Here is an 18,127-nt window from a genome sequence, read left to right on the forward strand (position 1 = left end):
TTAACCTGTCGCCAAAGAACGCCCCCTGGCGCACGCTTTCACAGCAGAGCGGGCGGCATGGCTGCCGCGGTCAGATATGGGCATGAGAGTCTGGGAGCACTACTCGCTGATCAGGTTCTTGCCGAGCCGCTTGGCCCGATAGAGGGCGCCATCAGCCCGATTGAGCAACTGATGGGAACCCTCTCCCGGCAAGTATTCCGCCAGGCCGAAACTGAGGGTGATGGACAGCGGCGTCTGTAGCCCCACCTCGGCAATGTGAGCCCGGATCTTCTCGGCAACCCGATGCGCATCCTGTAATGAGGTGCTCGGCAAGATCAGGATGAACTCATCCCCTCCCCAGCGCGCCAGGGTGTCTATCTCCCGCAACTGGTGTTTTACCTGATTCGCCAGCTCGACCAGGGTCTGATCTCCGGCGCAATGGCCATACAAGTCATTGATCTGTTTGAACTCATCGATATCGAGCGTCACTATGCTCAGGGCATGGTTGAAGCGTTTGGCCCGTTCACATTCGTGGCGCAGGGTCTGCTCCAGTCGATAGCGATTGGCGACCTGGGTCAGGGAGTCCGTCTCGGCCAGGCGCCGATTCTCCTCCACCTGGCGGTGCAACTCCTCGTTGGCGTGGCGCAGCTCCTGAGTACACTCGTCCACCAGCAGCGCGAGGGACTTGTTGGTCGATACCAGGGTCTCAAAATAGAGTTTTTTGTCATGAATATCGCGGTGCGCCCCTATCATGCGGGCCGGGGCGCCATCAGGCAGGCGAGTGACAATATGGGCGCAGTCCTCTATCCAGAGATAATCCCCGCCACTGGTGCGGCAGCGGTACTCGATGCGATAGCAGGATGAACGTCCGCTCAGGTAGTCATCGAAGTGGAGCATGACCCGGGTCAGATCCTCGGGGTGGATCAGGGACTCCCAGGTCAATACGTCATTGTCCAGACTGTGGGGTTCATAGCCCAGCATCCGGTACCAACCCGAGTTGCGATAGACATAGCCTGTGTCTATGTGCCAATCCCAGATGCCATCACTGACCAGATCGATGATGGCTTGCACCACATCGTCCGTCACATCAGGCAGTTGTTGGTACTGCTGTCGATAGCTGTCCTCATTCATGATGCCATCCTTGCTCACACTCATGGGGCCACTTAGTGGGATCAAGTGTAGGGGCATCAGGGTGAAAAATACCTGCGCTGGCGCCCCGAATACTCAAAATCACACTTTTTTGGGACGGTGTGATTCGAACGGCACAGCGCGTGGAAAGCGGCTTCCCGGCCATCGACAGCGGGATGCGAGCCGCGATATGACGCTGGATAGACAACTGGCGTCATGATGACTCCCGACGCTCGCCATGCCCATGCATCCACTGAACCCATCAATTCAAGACTTCAACCCCATGCTTCAAGCCAGGGCGTCAGCTAGTCGAACACGAACCAGCCACGGCTGACTGGCGCCGGGCCGGGATCAGTCGGAGAGGTAATATTCCACCGTCGAGACCACTCGCACCTTCTTGATGTAGGGGGTGCTGGAGTCACGATTCTCCACGGTGAACTGGCCCTGATTGGCGGTACGGATCTTGCCGAGCCGGCTGTCGGAGTCCTTGGCAAACTTGTCGGCGACTTCCCGTGCCGAACGAGTCGCTTCCTCCACCATCAGCGGCTTGAGTTCGTTGAGCTTGGTGAAGATAAACTCGGTCTGCTGGTAATCCTGCCCCCCGAAGACGATGCCCTGCTGACCCAGTTCGGCGATGCCGTTCATCAATTGGCGGACGCGTTCCACCTGAGCGGATCGCACCGTGATGGTCTGGGCCGCGGTGTAACGGAAGGCGCCCGACTCGGCGCCACCATAGGGCTGAGCCAGCTTGTCGGTGACCGCGGGGGGCGCAATCAGTATCTCCTCCTCCGCCACCCCGTTGAGCTTGAGGTAGGCCAGCACGGCGGCGGCGCTCTTGCCCATCTCACTATAAAGAGCAGGCAACTCGTTGCTGGCCCCGGAGAAGCGGATCGGCCAGACCACGATATCGGCCTGCACCTCTTTCTCCGACAAGCCCTTCACCGACACCCGCCGCTCAAGTTCCTTGGCCTTGAGCAGGCTGCTGCCACCTATCCAGGCCATGCCAAGCAGCCCGACCAGCAGCAGGCTGCCGAGGGCGAGGGAAGATTTCACGCTCTGTTCCATAACAAACTCCGCATCAGTGGTGTCTTGTGACAAGACGTTCCCTAGTTGTATTGAAAAATGTAATTTGACAGTTTTTATGCTGCCTGCTCTGGTCGTGAATCTTTGGATGCTGTATTTTTAGCCTCTTCATTTTCCGCGCCATCTACATCAGAGTTCAGAACTGCATTAATTTTATCTGATTTATCGGCAACAATCTGATTTGCTTGATCATCTAGCTTTTTAGCAATGGCAGAGAAACCAGGTATTTTAGACAGTTTGGTTACAGCATCGGCAAGTTGTGCACTTTTATCGAGAGCATCCATAAGCGGGTGGTCTGATTTATCATAATTTGAAATCAACTTCCCTGGGTTTTCTGTGTTCACAGATACGATATTGAAGAGAAGCTTAACTCTGAGCTCCTCAGATATTGCCTGATCTTCTAACTCATCAATTTGGTGAGATAAACCCTCAAATGTCTTACTGACAACACCTTTATGAGTATATTCCTCAATTAGTCTCTTAGATAACTTATAACTTTTGTTCGTTGTATAGGCCAGCCACAATACAGGGATATACAATGGCAACATTGCGCTTAATAAATATGGAGTGTCTTTAATAATAACAATTAAGTTATCCCCACTGGATAACAGTCTATATGCATTTATAGCGAATGGAAGAAGTGATATTAACACAAGATAAAAAATTGACCAATTGAATGATTTCTCATGCTTTTGCTGTTCGATTATTTCTTTATCTATTTTTTCATTATATGCAGATGCAAGGCCCGCCGTCATAGCTTGAGGTAGCAATCTTTTTATGTTATGCAATACTTCATTATATGAATCATGGCAACCTGAGATGTATTTATCATAATTACCCTCAGCTTCTGACTTTAATTTAGATAGAAAATCACTAGTGTTAGACTTATGACTTTCAATATCTGTTGTCATTTTTGATAGTTCAGTTCGCAATTCTTTATATGTCTTATTTAATTTATCTAACAATCCCTCTACCCGCGTCTCTTCCTCACTTCCTTCCGCAGTACTGTCATAGCCAAATATTTCATCATGGATATTATCAATATCCCTTTTCAACATCGCACTTTGTGATAACAGCGACTTTATCTTCCCATGATTTGACTCACTATCTTTTCTATATTCCTGAATCGACTCAACAGTATTAACAAGCTCATCATGCTCCTGAATTATCTCTTTTATTTTATCGATAACTTCGGTTGACTCATCATAAGCTATTGTTAATCCATCATGCTTTAACGTTGCATCTTTCAGTAACGCCTTTAGATTATCATGGATATTTGAGGCTTGTAGATCAATATCAGTAACACGACCAAAAGCAGATTCTGCGTCTGCTTTAAACTTATCAATTAACCCTTTTGATTTCTCAGCCTCTTCCTTAGCTTCTTTAGCTCTATTTCTAAACTCAGAGGTTCTCTTGGATGCTTGTGTTGCATCCTTCAAGCTTTCAGGAATAGTCATTGCTAGCTTATTCAATTCTTCAGCATTAGCTTTTTTATCCATCTCCAATGTTATTTCAGAGATTTTCTTCCATATATAATCTTTCTCTCTGTTAAACTCTGCTTTATCCATCTCATTCCCCTTTAACCCCATAAATGACAATATTTCATTCTTCATAGCTTTACTCATTTAAAGCTTGGATATACCTACCATTTAAAATCACTCCCCCAACCTCTCCGCCAGTCCGGAATAGCGCTCGGTCTTTTTCCGCACGGCCTGAGCCAGCAGGGCGCGATCGCCGTAGAGATCGAGGTGCGCCTTGGCGCGGGTGATACCGGTATAGACCAGCTCGCGGGTCAGCAGGGGGCTGGGGCTGTCGGGCAGCACCAGCACCGTATGGGCAAACTCCGAGCCCTGGGATTTGTGGATGGTCATGGCGTAGACAGTCTCGTGGGGCGGCAATCGGCTTGGCAAGAGCGCGCGCAGGCTGCCGTCCGGCTGCTCGAACCACACCTTGAGGCGGCCGGTTTCGTCCGGCAGGCAGAGCCCCATGTCGCCGTTGTAGAGGCCGATGCCGTGGTCGTTGCGCACCACCATCACGGGGCGGCCCGCATACCAGTCGCCGTCGCGCTGGATCAGCCCCGCCCTGGAGAGGGCCAATTCGAGGCGCTCGTTGAGACCCAGCACCCCGAAGGGGCCGTCCCGCAGGGCGCAGAGGATCTGGAAGCCGTTGAACGCCTTGAACACGGCAGACGCCTCTTCTCCGGCGCGGGCGGCCTTCAGATAGCTGCCATAACCGGCCACCCCCTGGGCAATCAGGGCCTCGTAGGCCTCCCCCGCCCAAGGGTGCAGGCTGATGTCCTTGAATCCCGCACTCCAGACCGATTCCACCGCGGCGGCATCGCCGTCGTTGCAGGCCCGCGCCAGCTGGCCTATGCCGGAGTGCTGATCGAAGCGCCAGCTCTTGGAAAGCAAACAGAGGCTGTCGCGCACCGGTGCACCGGCAGGCGAACCCTGCAGGCGGTAGCCGGTCTGGCGGGAGAGCCAATCCGCCTGAGCGGGGCTGATGCCCTGTTCGATAAAGCTGCAGATATCCCCGAGCACGGCCCCCGCCTCTACCGAGGCGAGCTGATCCTTGTCGCCGAGCAGGATGAGGCGGGCGTGGCTCGGCAGCGCATCGAGCAGGCGCGCCATCATGGGCAGGTCGACCATGGAGGCCTCGTCCACCACCAGCAAGTCGAGGTGCAGCGGGTTGCCCGCGTGGTGGCGGAACTGGCTGCGCCCCGGGATCACCCCGAGCAGCCGGTGCAGGGTGCCCGCCTCTGTGGGGATGGCCTGGGCCCACTCCGGGGGCAAATCCAGCGCCTGCAAAGCAGAGCCAATGCTCTCGGTGAGGCGCGCCGCCGCCTTGCCGGTGGGGGCCACCAGCCGGATCGCCGGGGCCTTGCCTGCTTGCAGGCCTGTCTCCACCAGAATGGCCAGGAGCTTGGCCACAGTGGTGGTCTTGCCGGTACCGGGGCCGCCTGAGATCACCGCGAAGGGGCGCGCCGCCGCCGTGGCCGCCGCCAGCTTCTGGCCGTTGCAGCAGAGCGACTCGGGCACCAGGGTATCCAGCTTGCCAAGATCGCTCGCCGCCTGGGCGCTCCCCAGCAGCGCCTCTATGGCGGGCCAATCCACCTCGTCGGGGAACACCAGATCCAGATACTTCTCGACGAAGTGGCGGGCCGAGAAGTCGGGGGCGAGGCGGGCCTTGAGCAGTGCATCGAACACCAGCCCGTAGTCGCGGGCAAAGAGGCGCGACAGGGCCGGGGCTATCTCGGGCCATTCGGCACGTTCACTTAAGGCACGCAGGTGGCGAGCCACCCCCAGCTCAAAATCGTGGTAGCGGGTGAGGTAGAGGCGCCCGTGCCAGAGCCGCAGCGGCCAGCGCGGGGCAAGCCCGCCATTCTGCTCGGTGCCAACCAAGGGGCTTGCCGCAAAGAGGGTGGGCCAGCTCGCAGGATCCGCGAGATCCCCCAGCAGATCCCGGCTCTGATCCGGATCCAGTCCGAAAGGGCGCAGGGATCCGGCAGCGAGCATGTCAAGCGGCAGGCAGACATGGCCGCGCCCAAGCTCGAAGCAGGCGAGCGCGGCCCCCAGCACCAGCTCGGGGCCGCCGCCCAGATCGGCCACCAGTTTGGCAAATTGCAGATCCAGCTGGCGGATACGCCCCGCCAGCGCCAGGGCTTTCAGCCGTTCGATCATACCGTCGCTCTTCATCTCGCCCCTCATGCCTCTGCCTTGTTTGGTTTTTCTAAACGATGATCGTCAGGCATCACACCTTTACTAAACAACTTGTCGAGCCCCAGCACCAGTTCACGGCTCGGACGGGTATGGAATACCCCCCCTTGCGGCATGCCGCGCAGGAACAGATAGAAGACCCCGCCAAAGTGCTGGTCAAAGTCGTAGCCCGGCAGCCGCAACGAGAGCAGCCGGTGCAGCGCCAGGGAATAGAGCTGGTATTGCAGGTCGTAGCGATGATCACACATGGCCCGCTCCAGCGCCGGACGGCTGTAATCGGCCGGGCTCATGCCGAGGTGGTTGGATTTGTAGTCGAGCAGATACCAGCGCCCCTGCCACTCGAACACCAGATCGATAAAGCCCTTGAGCATCCCCTGCACAGTGGCGAAGCCCAGCGGCTTGTTGCCCCGCGACAGGGGGTCGTGCTGCTGGCAGAGGGCGGTGAGCGCCAGCGCCGTCACCCGCCCCATGGGCAGGAAGAACTCCAGCTCCACCTGCTTGCGATCGGGGGCCAGATCCCTCAGCCGCACCGGCTCGTCAAAGCCGGTATCCAGCGGGGTATCGAGCACCGCCTCCACCTGCTGTTGCAGCACCGGGGCCCAGCTCTCGTCAAAACCATCCTGCGCCAGCAGGGTGGCGATATGCTGTGCCAGCGGCTCACCAGCGGCGCTCTCGAAGTCTATGGTCTCGAACAGGCTGTGCAGCAGGGTGCCGGGGCGGGCCCCTTTCGGGAAGGTGAAGATGGAGGGCTGGGGCGCCTCCTCTTCCTGCGCAGCGGCAGCCGCCTCGGTCACTACCTCGTCATCGAAGCCGGGGTTCGCCAAGACCCCCTTGCCGTGGCCGTTCCCCTGGGCAGCCAGCCCGGAGTAGGAGCTGATCCACCAGTCCCGTTCGAGGGAACCGGTAAAGTGGCGCACCTGGGGCTCGCCCAGCTGCTCCTCCTCTGGCGGCAGCGGGGCCGGACGGGTGAGCGAGGGCTCACAGACCACCACCCCGGGCAGCGCCTGGGCAAGGTCGGTGAGGGCGGTCGCCAGGGTCTCGGCGTTCCCCTCTTCCCCCTTTTGCAGCAGGTAGCCGATGGCGGTGTGGTGCAGCTCTGTCTTCTCCGACTTGCCGTTGCCCGAGCGCACCGGCGCCAGCCCCAGCCAGGTGGCATAGACGCCCCGGGTCAGCGCCACGTAGAGCAGTCGCAAATCTTCGGCGAGGCGCTCCTTGTCCGCTTCGGCCAGCGAATGGTCGGCACCGGTCAGGTCGAGAATGGTGCGATTGCCCGCCTCATCCGCCTCGTGATAGAGGGGGGTCTCGGCGGTTCTGTGGCTGCAGATGAAGGGCAGGAACACCAGGGGGTACTCCAGCCCCTTGGATTTGTGGATGGTGACGATCTGCACCAGCTTGCGCTCGGATTCGAGCCGCAGTACTTGCTCAGCATCCTGGCCGCCCGGGCGGCTCACCGCCTCCCCCAGCCAGCGCAGCAGGGCGTATTCCCCGTCCAGCTCGCTGCTCACCTGTTGCAGCAGCTCGCCGAGATGGAGGAAGTTGGTCAGCCGCCGCTCGCCGTAGGGGCTCGCCAGCAGGGAGGAGGCGAGATTGCGGCGGTGCAGCAGGGCCCGCAGCATGGCCAGCACGCCGCGGCGATGCCAGATCTGCCGGTACTCCATAAACTCCTGCACCGCGCTCTCCCAGGCCCGCTCGTCCGAGGCCAGCGCATCGAGCGCCCGGGCATCCAGATCGAACAGCCCGGTCGCCAGCGCCGCCCGCAGGCTGCGCTCTTCGCTCGGGTTCTGGCAGGCGTGCAGGATCAGCAGTATCTCTCGCGCCTCCACCTGCTCCAGCACGCTCTCGCGGTTCGACAGATAGACAGACGCGATGGCGAGCCGTGCCAGCTCCTGCTGCACCAGCTTGCCCTCGGCGCCAGTGCGCACCAGCACGGCGATATCCCCGGCCTTCACCGCCTTGTCACCTATCTGTGCCTTGCCCTCGCGGGCCAGGGTCAGCAGGCGGTGGATCTCGGCGGCGGTGGCGCGGGCCATCTTGCTCTGGTAATCCCCCCGGTTGAAGGTGGGCTGGCCGCTCAGCTGCCAGCAGTGGAGCACGGGTGCGGTAACGCCACCCAGCAGCAGCGCCTTGCTCTTGCCCTGCGCCTCCACCGGCAGGAAGGGGATATCCGCCTCGTAGATAAAGGGATCCTTGGCCCGCTCGAACAGGCCATTGACCGCCCCCACCAGCGCACCGCTGGAACGGTAGTTGCGCCCCAGGGTGTAGTGGGCGCTCACATTTCGCCGCGCCTGGATGTAGGTAAAGATGTCGGCGCCGCGAAAGCCGTAGATGGCCTGCTTGGGGTCACCGATCATCAAGAGCGCCGTGTCTGTGTGACCGCCGTAAAGACGGTGGAAGATGCGGTACTGCTGGGGGTCTGTATCCTGAAATTCATCTATCATCGCCACCCGGTAGGTGGCGCGAATGCGATCGCAGAGCCGCTCGCCAAGGCTGGAGCCCAGCGCCCCGTCGAGATCCTTGAGCAGGTCATCGAAGGAGAGCTGATGGGCTTGGCGCTTGCTGGCCTGCATCCGGCTGCGCACCACCTTGGCGGCCCGTTGCAGGATCAGGTCGCGAATACCGGGGCGGCTCGCCAGCAGTTGGTCGATCTCGCTGAACAGCGGCAGGGTCGGCACTGCGCCCCCCTTCTTGAGGTTCTCCTCCAGCACGCGTTGGCCGAAGCGCTCCAGCTCCTTGGGAATGGCGTAGCCGCTTTGCTCGTCCTGCGCCCAGTCGCCTATCTTGGCGAGCCAGCCTTCGTAGTTCTTGCCGGTGTAGCGGCTTACTTGCCCATCCGTCTGGCGGCGGATCTCGTCCCCTTGCGCCAGCCATTCGCTCTTCACTGCCGCGATGCGACTCATGGCCGCCTGATGGCGGGCAGCGAGGGTCTCGTCCCCCAATGCCGGGTGTATCTCCAGCTCGCTGTTGTCGAGCCAGCCGTTCATCTCCCGCAGCAGGGCGGCGGGGCTAGGCCAGAGCGCGCGCACCGAGCTGGCGAGAGTTTTATCCACCGGATAGAACTCGGCGCGCCAGTAGTCGCTCACCGCCTGCAGCCGGAGCTGGCTGTCGTCGGTCAAAAATTCGGTCTCGAAGAGGGCGCCCGACTCGAAGGCGTTCTGCTTGAGCATCCGCTGGCAGAAGCCGTGGATGGTGAAGACCGCCGCCTCGTCCATCTGCCGCTCGGCGGCCAGCAGGCGGCGGGCCGCCAGTTCGTGATCCTCCACCTCGATCAGCAACTGGGCCAGCAAGTCATCCTTGCTCTCACCCCGCATAAAGGCGAGGCGCGCCTCGTGGATGCGACCGCGGATCCGCCCCCGCAGCTCGGCGGTGGCCGCCTCGGTAAAGGTCACCACCAGGATCTCGGTCACCGAGAGCGGCCGCTCGTGGGCACTGGATTGACCCACATCGGCGCCTTCTTCGATGAGCGGGCCGTGGCCCAGCAGCAGGCGCAGGTAGAGGCCGGCTATGGTGTAGGTCTTGCCGGTCCCGGCGGAGGCTTCGATCAGTCGTTCACCATGGAGGGGAAAACGCAGGGTATTGAGCGGGTTGGCCATTATTTCAGCTCCTCCAGGGTCTTGAGCAGCGGGGTCAGGTGTTCGCGGGACAGCGCCTGCAACTGCCCCAGCACGGCGTCATCCAGCTCGGGGAAGCAGCGGGCGACGTAAGGGTCTGCCCCTTCCCCATTGATCATCCAGCCGCCGTTGAAACGGGTGAGGGCCGCCTTGTCGGCCGCCTCCGGTTTGTCCGGATCCTTCTCGATCGCCCTGAGCCAATCCCAGGCGGTGTTGGGGAAGAAGGGCAGCGGCCGCTTCATCCCCTGGGCCCAGAGGGAGACCAGGGCCGCCAGCCTGGGCCGCGCCTCCTCGGCCGGAAGAGCTGGCAGCCGCAGACTCTGCTTGGCATCGAACAGCAGGGTGTCGCCGGGTGCGTCGCTCAGGGAGAGGCAGAGGTGCTGGATCCAGCCCAGCAGCAGATCCTTGCCGTTGAAGCTGCCGGGCTTGACCACCAGCAAGCGTCCCTTCTGGGTGTCGATCCACCCTTGCAGCTGGCCCTGTGCCAGCGAGATATCGATCTCCACCGCCCGTTTTTCTGCCTCATTGGCCGCAACCCAGGGTCTCAGCCGATCCGCAAGCTTGCCCATCTCGGCGTCCAGATCCTCCAGCAGCAGGCTGCCGAACCAGCCTTGCGGCAGCAGGCCGGTGAGCTGCAACCGCTCGCGCCGCACGGCACTGTCACCCTCCGCCAGATGGGCATCGAGCAGCAGGGCCTTGAGCTGGTAGTGCTGCAAGCCGTCCAGCTCGAACGGCTCGCTGTCCTCGATGTTGGCTTCGTTCAGTTCGAACCACACCTTGAGGCGACGGTTGAGGAAATACTTGGTGGGCTGCCGGTAGAAGCGCAGCAGCTCCGCCAGCTCCAGCCCTTGCTCCTTGCCCCATTCGGGGGGCAGCGGCAGCTCGCCGCTCTGGAAGTTGGCCGCGCCACGCACCGGATTGAGGGCAGGCAGCCAGTCGGCGGCATAGGTAAAGAGCCGCGAACCCGCCTCCGGATAGAAGTAGTTGCGGCTGTAGGGGGTGAGCGGGTGCGGCACTATCAGGTGCTGAAGCAGCCGCTTGCCGGAGGCTTCGTCGTCGAGCGCCTCATCCCCCGCCAGCACGAAGCCCTGGCGCACATAGTCGATCAGTTCCGCCAGCAGCACCGAGGGCACCTTGTCGCTGTTGTCCTGGGCGCTGAAGCCCTGATAGCTGATGTAGAGCCCCTGCTGGGCGCTCAGCAGCGCCTCGAGGAAGAGGTAGCGGTCATCGTCCCGGCGGGATCTATCACCTCGTCGCCCCGCCACCGCCATCAGATCGAAGCCCATGGGGGCCAGGGTGCGCGGGTAGACGCCGTCGTTCATCCCGAGCAGGCAGACCTGCTTGAAGGGGATGGAGCGCATCGGCATCAGGGTGCAGAAGTTGACCTGACCGGCGAGGAAACGCTGGCTGGAGCGGGACTCCCCCAGCACGCTGCCGAGGTAATCCTGCAACAGGTCGGCGGTGATGGGCTGCTCGAAGCGGGCCTCGCCAAGCTGGGTCTGCCAGTCGGCCAGCTGGCTGCGAATGAGCTGGAGCTGACGCTCTTCATCTTCGTCGGCCAGATAGAAGCGCTCCAGCAGCGCCAGCAGGCAGGCGTTCCACTCGGCCAGCGGCTGCGCCTGTTGCAGCCGGGGCAAAAATTCTGCCAGGGAGTCGACAAACCAGGCGAGCTTGCCGAGCGCCAGTCCCTGCTGACCCTCGATCTCTGGGTAGGGCAAGATACTGGCCAAGGGCCCCTGCTGACCCCCCATGTTGTCGGCACAAGACAAGATGCCAGCCACCGGCTCCCCATCCCCCATGGCAAAGCCGAGCAGCATGCGGCGCAGGCCAAACAGCCAGCTGTTGCCGGACATGGGCGGCAGATCGAAGCGGACGGGGTAGCCGTCATCCAGCCCCCAGCGGATGCCGGTCTCCTGCACCCAGACCCGCAGCTGGTTGAACTCGTCGTCATCCAGCTCGAAACGGCGCAGCACGGCGGGCACCTCCAGAATGGCCAGCAGCTCGCCGGCACCGAGGCGGGCGTTGGGCAGGTGCAGCAGGGCGAGGAAGCTTTGCAGCAGCGGGCTCTCCTGGCTGGCGGCCCGATCCGACACCGCGAACGGGATCTGGCCACGGGCACCACTCCTCTCTTTGCCAAAGACGGCCTGAATGTAGGGGCCGTAGCTGTTCACGTCCGGCATCATCACCACCACATCTTTCGGGGTGAGGGACGGGTCCTGCTCGAACAGCGCCAGCAGCCGGTCGTGCAGCACCTCGAGTTCCCGCATCGGGCCGTGGCAGGCGTGGATCTGCAGGGATCCATCCGCCGGGCTGATGGGGCTCTTGTGATGGCTGCTGTCGAGACTGAACTGACCGGCGCCCCGTTCTGCCAGCTCCAGCACATCTTTCTGGATGGCGCGCAGCAGGCTGACATTGCCCTGCTCATCCACCTCGTCGATATCGACGAAGGCCTCGATTTGCGGCACCTCCAGCTCCATCAGCTGATGCAGGTAGTCGCGCCCCAGCTTGCCCATGGAGGCGAGCAGCGGGTTGGCGGGCCCTTGCAGGGTCTCGATGTCGGTACCGGGCTTGAGCCTGGTTTCGAGGCGCGCCAGGGTTTTTCTGTCCAGCAGATCCCCCCAGTAGTAGCGGCAGGGGTTGGTGACGAACAGGTGCACCTCCACCTCGGGTCGGCTGCCGAGGGCCAGCAGGGCCTCCACATAGCGCGGTGGCAGCGCCGAGATGCCGAACACGAAGACCCGCTGGGGCAGCTTGCCCGGCAGATCCCGGGTGCGCGCCAACTCGTGGATAAACTCCTCGTAGAGGTTGGCTCTGTGGTAGCCGCTGGGCGCGAGGGCCAGGGTGCGGGCCACCAGCTCGCGCCACAGTTCGGGCTGCCAATCCTGACCGCTCACCCCGGCCAGCTCCTGGCTGTTGCCATCAACCAATCCCCCCCCCGCTTCCCAGCGGGCTATCCAGTCCGGCCGGTAGACCAGATACTGGTCGAACAGATCCGCTACCTTCTGGCAGAGCTGCCAGAGCCGCACCTGTTCGGGATCCTGGGCAGGATCCTCGTCATCTCCCCCCAGATAGGCGGCCAGCGGCGCGAAGGCGGGCCTGTCCAGCAGGGCGGGCAAAATGGTCATCAGCTGCCAGCTCATGGATCCCTTGTTGTAGGGGCTCTGGCGGGGCACATCTGCCAGCACCTGGGTGAACATCTCCCAGATGAAGCTGGCGGGCAGCGGGAAGTCGATATTGGCGGCGATGCCGAAGGCCTTGGCCAGTTCCAGCTTGAGCCACTGGGCCATGCCGGGGCTCTGCACCAGGATCTGCTCGTGCTCGAAGGGGTGAGAGAGGGGCGCCTGCCGGATATGGTTCACCAGCAACTCTTTGAGCAGATCCAGCTGATTGGAGTGGTAGAGGGTAAACATGGGCAAGTCCCGCCAATTAAAAAGAGGGGTGCGCGCAGGAAAAGATGAACAAATCCCGTCACTTCACCAGACATTGGATTGTCAGGGATCGGGGGGGAAGATGCAAAAGACCCTTGTAGCAGCAGAGCGGGCCGCCATCACACTACCGACATTGGCGGTGGCAAATCACGGACACAAAAAAGCCGGCGCTGCTGCGCCGGCTAAAAACATGGGAACTTTATGGAAAATATGACGTATCAGGGTATTACCAGCACTTGCCTAAACGGCCATCCACACTGAAGGCACCGGCACCCGCTGCCGCCAGGGCCAGGAAGCCACCAGCCACTGAAACGTTCTTCATAAACATCAACATCTGCATCTGCTCCGCAGGCTGGTAATGGAAGAGGAAGGCCGCCATCAGGGTAAAGCCGGCCATCAGCACGGCGATGCTACGGGTAAAGAGGCCCAGCATGATGGCGAGACCACCGCCCAGCTCCAGCAGGATCACCAGGGGCAACAGGGCACCGGGCACTCCCATGGCCTCCATATAACCTTGGGTGCCAGCGTAGCCGCCGATCTTGCCCCAGCCTGCGACCACAAACATCAGGGCCAGCAGAATACGACCAACCAGCAGTGCCACATCTCTCATCTTGTCCATCTTCAGATTCCTTTGATTACCAATTCACAGTGTTAATAGTGTAAGACCGATTTACTAACTCATTCATTTCGCCGAGATTTATTTATCAAGGCAGATCAAACAACAGAGCCTCGCTCCCTTGGGAGGCGCTCAGTGTCCAGTTATCTTCATCACGACTGAGTACCCCGTCGCCAGGCTGGGCAGCCAGACCGTTTGCGGTCAAGCTCCCTGAAATCATATGCAGGTAACCATGACGCCCTTGCAATGCCCATTTGAGGGTCTCCCCTTCGGCGAGTTGCAGTCGCCATACCCGGGCCTGCTGGCGAATGCTGAAGGATCCGGCCTCGCCATCCGGCGATGCCACCAACGTCATGCCTGGCTGGTTTTCTATCCGCTTCTGCTGATAACCGGGGGTCGTACCGAACTCGTTCGGCTCGATCCAGATCTGCAGCAGTTGCAGCGGTTCGCTCTGAGAGGGGTTGTATTCGCTGTGGCGAATGCCTGAACCCGCACTCATCAACTGGAAATCCCCAGCCGGGATCTGCTCGGCATGACCCAGGCTGTCCCTGTGTTCTATGGTGCCCTTGAGCACACAGGTGAGGATCTCCATGTTGGCGTGAGGGTGGGTGGCGAAACCGCCACCCGCTGCCACCATGTCGTCGTTGATGACCCGCAAGGCTGAGTGCCCCATCCACTCCGGGTCGTAGTAGTGACCGAAGGAAAAACTGTGGTGAGTATCGAGCCAGCCAAAATTGGCGTGACCTCGATCTGCTGCGGCTCTCAATTGCATCATGGTGTGCTCCTTACGCTATAAAGCTGTGGTTAACGCTGGCGACCATCACCCAGACCGAAGGGGATCCGGTACTCACTGGACTCGTCACCCAGGCTCACCGTCAGGTTGCCCTGGGTGCGACTCGGCAGTTTGACCCGCTGGGTGCCCATCAGATCGGCATGGACAGAGGCCAGCAGATCGCCGGACTCGTCACGCACCTCCAGCATGGGGTTGGACTTGCCGTCGATGACAGCGCTGGCTTGCCAGTTGACGAGCAGGGAGCCCGGGGTGGCGCTGAAATCAGCTGGCACGCTGGCCTGGGCCAGACCGGAACTCATCAGGCCTGCAACGGCCAACATCTTGATTACGTTTTTCATGTTCAATTCTCTCTTGGATTTTTATGTCATTGATAGGCCGTCAGGCCTGGGCCAATGCCTCCATGCAAGAGACTACGTCAAATATTATGTTGTTCTTTTACTGAAAGCTGACCTCCTCATTTTGAAGGGGTCACAGCCTGGAACTGCACTTATTTGGCCACTGAGCCATCCTGCTCAAGCGATGATTGAATATTAAACCTGTATGGCTTAAGTTGTTAGCGAGATAATCTGGCGATCATATTCAAAATATTTGAAGGTTACCCATGAGCAAAGAGCGCGCACTGACCCTGGAAGCCATTCGGGTGCTGGATGCCATAGAGAGACGGGGCAGCTTCGCCGCCGCCGCGGAGGAGTTGGGCAAGGTGCCCTCGGCACTGAGCTACACGGTGCAAAAACTGGAAGATGAACTGGATGCCATGCTGTTTGACCGCAGCGGCCATAGAACCAGGTTCACTCCGGCCGGTCGCATGCTGCTCGAACAGGGTCGCTTGCTATTGCAAGCGGCCGAGCATCTGGTGGGGGAGACCCGTGCTCTGGCGCGGGGTTGGGAGACCGACATCACCATAGCCGTGGATGCCCTGGTACCGGTGCAGGCGCTCTATCCGCTGGTGGATCGACTGGCCGAGTTGACCGATACCCGCTTGCGACTGCGGGCCGAGGTCTTGGCGGGGAGTTGGGAGAGTCTGGAAGATGGCCGTGCCGATCTGCTTATCTCTTCCCTCAATCCCGATCTCATGCTGACCGGCATCAAACACCAACTGCTGCAGGAGGAGGTGATGCTCTACGTCGCCCATCCGGATCACCCGCTGCATCAGGAGCCGGAGCCCCTGGCGGACGAGACCCTGCGTCGCTACCGCGCCATCGCCATCGCCGACTCGGCGCGGCGCAAACCCGCCCTCACCTATCGCCTGCTCGACAAGCAACCCAGACTCACCGTCAGCACCATGGCCGAGAAGCGCGATGCCCTGTTGGCGGGGATCGGGGTCGGCACCATGCCGCTGAACTGGATCGAGGAGGACATCAAGGCGGGGCGCCTCAAGGTGATAGGCCCCGAGTATCGCCATCAGGTGCAGGTCGTGCTGGCTTGGCGGCGGGACAGCATGGGCAAGGCCAAGAGCTGGCTGGTGCGGGAGATCCCCAAGCTGTTTATGGCCAAGGCGTAATGCGTCACAACTTGACGCCAGGGGCAAATTAGGGGAAAAGAAAAAAGCGGAACCCTGACGGGATCCGCTCAATTTGCCAGGAAAGAATAAAAACCTTTCGGTTTAAAAAAACCCTTAAATTGGAAGCAAACAATCGATTTCGCAACCAGGAAAGTCTCGAATTCGATTCGTGTTCGATTATGCGCGAACTGTTATTCCTCGCCAGCACTATGTTGCAGAGTTGAAGGATGTGCACCGCCCGGTGTCATTTTCTGCAACCTTTGCCCCAAACTGGTCAGATCATCCCGCTTATTTCGGCCGCTTGCTTTCTCCTGGTTTTTTAAAGTGGCAATATCTGAGCCCGAACCATGGAAAAGGTACACTTTTTGGCGGTTCATCAAATGCACATAAAGGAATGACGCATGACCTATAGCCAGACCCTGGCCATTAACATTCTCGACACCCTCAAGAAGACGCTGATCGACAAGGGGATCCGTTATCAGACCCTGGCGGAGGCGATGAATGTCTCCATCGCGACCATCAAACGGATGATGAACAAGCCATCACTGCCCTTTGATACCCTGTTGGAGATCTGCCATCTGGTGGGTCTGTCATTCGAAGAGCTGCTCGAACGCACTCAGGAGGCCCAGAGCCGCCGCGCCGTCTTCACCCAGGAACAAGATGAGTCCTTCCACAACGAGCCCGGCCTCTACGCCTTCCTCGCCAACATCTTCTGGCGTGACAAGACCCTCATCGACCTGAAGCGGGAGTACGGCCTGACCGACGCCTCCTGCTACCTCTATCTACGCAAGCTGGAGAAGCTTGGCATCCTGCAGCTCGGCATCGACAACAGCTTCCATTTCCTCATCAGCGAGCGGATCAACTTCGAGCAGCACAGCCGCTTCGCCCGCCAGCAGGCACGCCAGGCCATGTCGGTCCTGGGTGATTACCTAGTGGAAAACATGCACAAACAGAACAACTACATGGCGCTCTGTCAGCTGCATCTGGACGAGAGCGAGGCGTTCGCCCTGATCGAGCGGATGAAGGAGTACTGGCATCAGGAGCTCAAGCTCAACCGCCCCGCCATCGGCCAACGGGAAGACACCAAGACCTACACCATGTCGCTGCAGCTGGCGGACTGCGGTTACCAGAGCTTCGACGATCTCATCCCCAACATCGACGGATGAGGCTTAGCGCAGACCTCGCCCTGCGGGGGGAGGTCTATTTCCCTCAAACGCCAGCGATCAGCCATAGCTGACAGGACGGGTATCCAGCGCGATGCAGATTGCCATAGCGCTGACGCCAGTGCTCAACCAGCGATCAGCCATAGCTGACAGGACGGGTATCCAGCGCGATGCAGATTGTCATAGCGCTGACGCCAGTGCTCAACCAGCGATCAGCCATGGCGGACAGGCCTGGTATCCAGCGCGATGCAGATTGCCATGGCGCTGACGCCAGTGCTCAACCAGCGATCAGCCACGGCTAACAGGACGGGTATCCAGCGCGATGCAGATTGCATCGGGACGCCAGTGCTCTATATCACAGTCGATCAAGGCGCCCGCTTGGTCATAGTTGACCCGCACCAACCGCAGCACGGGGCTGCCCTGGGCCAGGTTGAGCACCCGCGCAATCTCTCCCCGTGCCGCCACCGGTGTCACCTCCAGCCGTGCGCCCCCCTGCCCCATGCCATATTCGCGCAGATAGAGCTCGGTGAGCGACCCCGCCAGCGGTTGACTCTCGATACCAGGAAAACGGGTCGCCAGCAGATGATGGCTGACGTGGAGCACGGGGCGGCCATCGATGAGGCGCTGACGGCGGATCCCGAACAGCGGGGTGAAGGGGGTGATGGCCATCCAGCGACAGAGATCGCTGCTGGCCAGTTCGCTGCCCTGACCGAGCAAGCGGGTCTCGGCGCTGCGCTGCTGCTCGGCGATCCACTGATGAAAGTGGGTGTGACGAACCGGGTCATAGACGAGCCTGGGGGGCGCCACGAACCAGCCGCGCCGCTCGGCCCGGTAGATGATCCCCTCGGCCTCCAGGGTCGAGAGCGCCTCCTTGACCGTGATGCGGGTGGTGGCGAAGCGCTCGCTCAAGGCTCGCTCGGCGGGCAATTGCTGGCCCGCCGTCAGTTGCCCACTCGCGATGTAGCGGTGCAGCGTCTGGCAAATTTGTTCACTCTTGGTGAGCAGTCTGGTCACGAGCCTGTCCTGGCATAGTCCAACGAATCGAATGCCACGCTTATATCCCGCCCAGATGAAGCTGCCATGACAGTGGCTCAGGCAAGAAAATGTCATCC

13 protein-coding genes are annotated in these 18,127 nt (G+C 60.3%); 3 read left to right on the forward strand and 10 right to left on the reverse strand.

Annotation, left to right across the window (positions count from 1 at the left end; genetic code table 11):
• Nucleotides 1–99 precede the first annotated feature (99 nt).
• The 6 genes from KYK33_RS18205 to recC all read right to left on the reverse strand — a co-directional run bounded on the left by KYK33_RS18205 (nt 100) and on the right by recC (nt 12,924).
• The gene (locus KYK33_RS18205; RefSeq protein WP_224431424.1) at nt 100–1,110 is read right to left on the reverse strand and encodes a sensor domain-containing diguanylate cyclase; all 1,011 of its coding nucleotides are present in this window, start codon (nt 1,108–1,110) and stop codon (nt 100–102) included.
• 348 nt (nt 1,111–1,458) lie between these two features.
• Nucleotides 1,459–2,172, reverse strand: coding sequence for an SIMPL domain-containing protein (locus tag KYK33_RS18210; protein WP_224431425.1), 714 nt, complete (start codon nt 2,170–2,172; stop codon nt 1,459–1,461).
• A gap of 74 nt (nt 2,173–2,246) precedes the next feature.
• Nucleotides 2,247–3,803: a hypothetical protein gene (locus tag KYK33_RS18215; RefSeq protein ID WP_224431426.1), complete on the reverse strand. Its 1,557-nt coding sequence runs from the start codon at nt 3,801–3,803 to the stop codon at nt 2,247–2,249.
• A 42-nt stretch (nt 3,804–3,845) separates the two neighbouring features.
• A complete protein-coding gene (gene recD, locus KYK33_RS18220; RefSeq protein WP_224431427.1) occupies nt 3,846–5,885 on the reverse strand; it encodes an exodeoxyribonuclease V subunit alpha in 2,040 nt (679 codons plus the stop codon).
• 8 nt (nt 5,886–5,893) lie between these two features.
• Nucleotides 5,894–9,496, reverse strand: coding sequence for an exodeoxyribonuclease V subunit beta (gene recB, locus KYK33_RS18225; protein ID WP_224431428.1), 3,603 nt, complete (start codon nt 9,494–9,496; stop codon nt 5,894–5,896).
• Nucleotides 9,496–12,924 carry an exodeoxyribonuclease V subunit gamma gene (recC, locus tag KYK33_RS18230; protein WP_224431429.1) on the reverse strand — a complete coding sequence of 1,143 codons (3,429 nt, stop codon included), beginning with the start codon at nt 12,922–12,924 and terminating at the stop codon, nt 9,496–9,498. The genes recB and recC overlap by 1 nt, the downstream gene beginning before the upstream one ends.
• Between recC and KYK33_RS18235 the strand changes: the two genes are divergently transcribed.
• Complete coding sequence (locus tag KYK33_RS18235) at nt 12,923–13,156, forward strand: hypothetical protein (protein WP_224431430.1); 234 nt, start codon at nt 12,923–12,925, stop codon at nt 13,154–13,156. The genes recC and KYK33_RS18235 overlap by 2 nt on opposite strands.
• A gap of 12 nt (nt 13,157–13,168) precedes the next feature.
• Here KYK33_RS18235 and KYK33_RS18240 read toward each other — a convergent pair whose 3' ends face one another.
• The 3 genes from KYK33_RS18240 to KYK33_RS18250 all read right to left on the reverse strand — a co-directional run bounded on the left by KYK33_RS18240 (nt 13,169) and on the right by KYK33_RS18250 (nt 14,695).
• Entirely contained in the window at nt 13,169–13,561 is a 393-nt protein-coding gene (locus KYK33_RS18240) for a DoxX family protein (RefSeq protein WP_042044371.1), read from the reverse strand.
• Between the two features lie 85 nt (nt 13,562–13,646).
• Complete coding sequence (locus KYK33_RS18245) at nt 13,647–14,333, reverse strand: pirin family protein (protein WP_042044372.1); 687 nt, start codon at nt 14,331–14,333, stop codon at nt 13,647–13,649.
• A gap of 29 nt (nt 14,334–14,362) precedes the next feature.
• The gene (locus KYK33_RS18250; protein ID WP_042044373.1) at nt 14,363–14,695 is read right to left on the reverse strand and encodes a hypothetical protein; all 333 of its coding nucleotides are present in this window, start codon (nt 14,693–14,695) and stop codon (nt 14,363–14,365) included.
• Nucleotides 14,696–14,952: 257 nt separating this feature from the next.
• Between KYK33_RS18250 and KYK33_RS18255 the strand changes: the two genes are divergently transcribed.
• Together KYK33_RS18255 and KYK33_RS18260 are read left to right on the forward strand one after the other, a co-directional pair.
• On the forward strand, nt 14,953–15,852 hold the full coding sequence (locus KYK33_RS18255) for a LysR family transcriptional regulator (RefSeq protein WP_224431431.1): 900 nt from the start codon (nt 14,953–14,955) through the stop codon (nt 15,850–15,852).
• 401 nt (nt 15,853–16,253) lie between these two features.
• On the forward strand, nt 16,254–17,018 hold the full coding sequence (locus tag KYK33_RS18260) for a helix-turn-helix domain-containing protein (RefSeq protein ID WP_042044375.1): 765 nt from the start codon (nt 16,254–16,256) through the stop codon (nt 17,016–17,018).
• A 285-nt stretch (nt 17,019–17,303) separates the two neighbouring features.
• Here the strand turns inward: KYK33_RS18260 and KYK33_RS18265 are convergent, their stop codons facing one another.
• Nucleotides 17,304–18,029, reverse strand: a complete 726-nt coding sequence (locus KYK33_RS18265) for a UTRA domain-containing protein (RefSeq protein ID WP_224431432.1) — start codon at nt 18,027–18,029, stop codon at nt 17,304–17,306.
• Between the last annotated feature and the right edge of the window lie 98 nt (nt 18,030–18,127).

Source organism: Aeromonas rivuli (assembly GCF_020149575.1).
GTDB lineage: Bacteria > Pseudomonadota > Gammaproteobacteria > Enterobacterales > Aeromonadaceae > Aeromonas > Aeromonas rivuli.

What these genes read in the sequence shown, in the direction of transcription:
- KYK33_RS18205 (WP_224431424.1), bottom strand. Translation starts at nt 1,110, where the DNA reads ATGAATGAGGACAGCTATCGACAGCAGTACCAACAACTGCCTGATGTG.
- KYK33_RS18210 (WP_224431425.1), bottom strand. Translation starts at nt 2,172, where the DNA reads ATGGAACAGAGCGTGAAATCTTCCCTCGCCCTCGGCAGCCTGCTGCTG.
- KYK33_RS18215 (WP_224431426.1), bottom strand. Translation starts at nt 3,803, where the DNA reads ATGAAGAATGAAATATTGTCATTTATGGGGTTAAAGGGGAATGAGATG.
- recD (WP_224431427.1), bottom strand. Translation starts at nt 5,885, where the DNA reads ATGAAGAGCGACGGTATGATCGAACGGCTGAAAGCCCTGGCGCTGGCG.
- recB (WP_224431428.1), bottom strand. Translation starts at nt 9,496, where the DNA reads ATGGCCAACCCGCTCAATACCCTGCGTTTTCCCCTCCATGGTGAACGA.
- KYK33_RS18235 (WP_224431430.1), top strand. Translation starts at nt 12,923, where the DNA reads ATGGGCAAGTCCCGCCAATTAAAAAGAGGGGTGCGCGCAGGAAAAGAT.
- recC (WP_224431429.1), bottom strand. Translation starts at nt 12,924, where the DNA reads ATGTTTACCCTCTACCACTCCAATCAGCTGGATCTGCTCAAAGAGTTG.
- KYK33_RS18240 (WP_042044371.1), bottom strand. Translation starts at nt 13,561, where the DNA reads ATGGACAAGATGAGAGATGTGGCACTGCTGGTTGGTCGTATTCTGCTG.
- KYK33_RS18245 (WP_042044372.1), bottom strand. Translation starts at nt 14,333, where the DNA reads ATGATGCAATTGAGAGCCGCAGCAGATCGAGGTCACGCCAATTTTGGC.
- KYK33_RS18255 (WP_224431431.1), top strand. Translation starts at nt 14,953, where the DNA reads ATGAGCAAAGAGCGCGCACTGACCCTGGAAGCCATTCGGGTGCTGGAT.
- KYK33_RS18260 (WP_042044375.1), top strand. Translation starts at nt 16,254, where the DNA reads ATGACCTATAGCCAGACCCTGGCCATTAACATTCTCGACACCCTCAAG.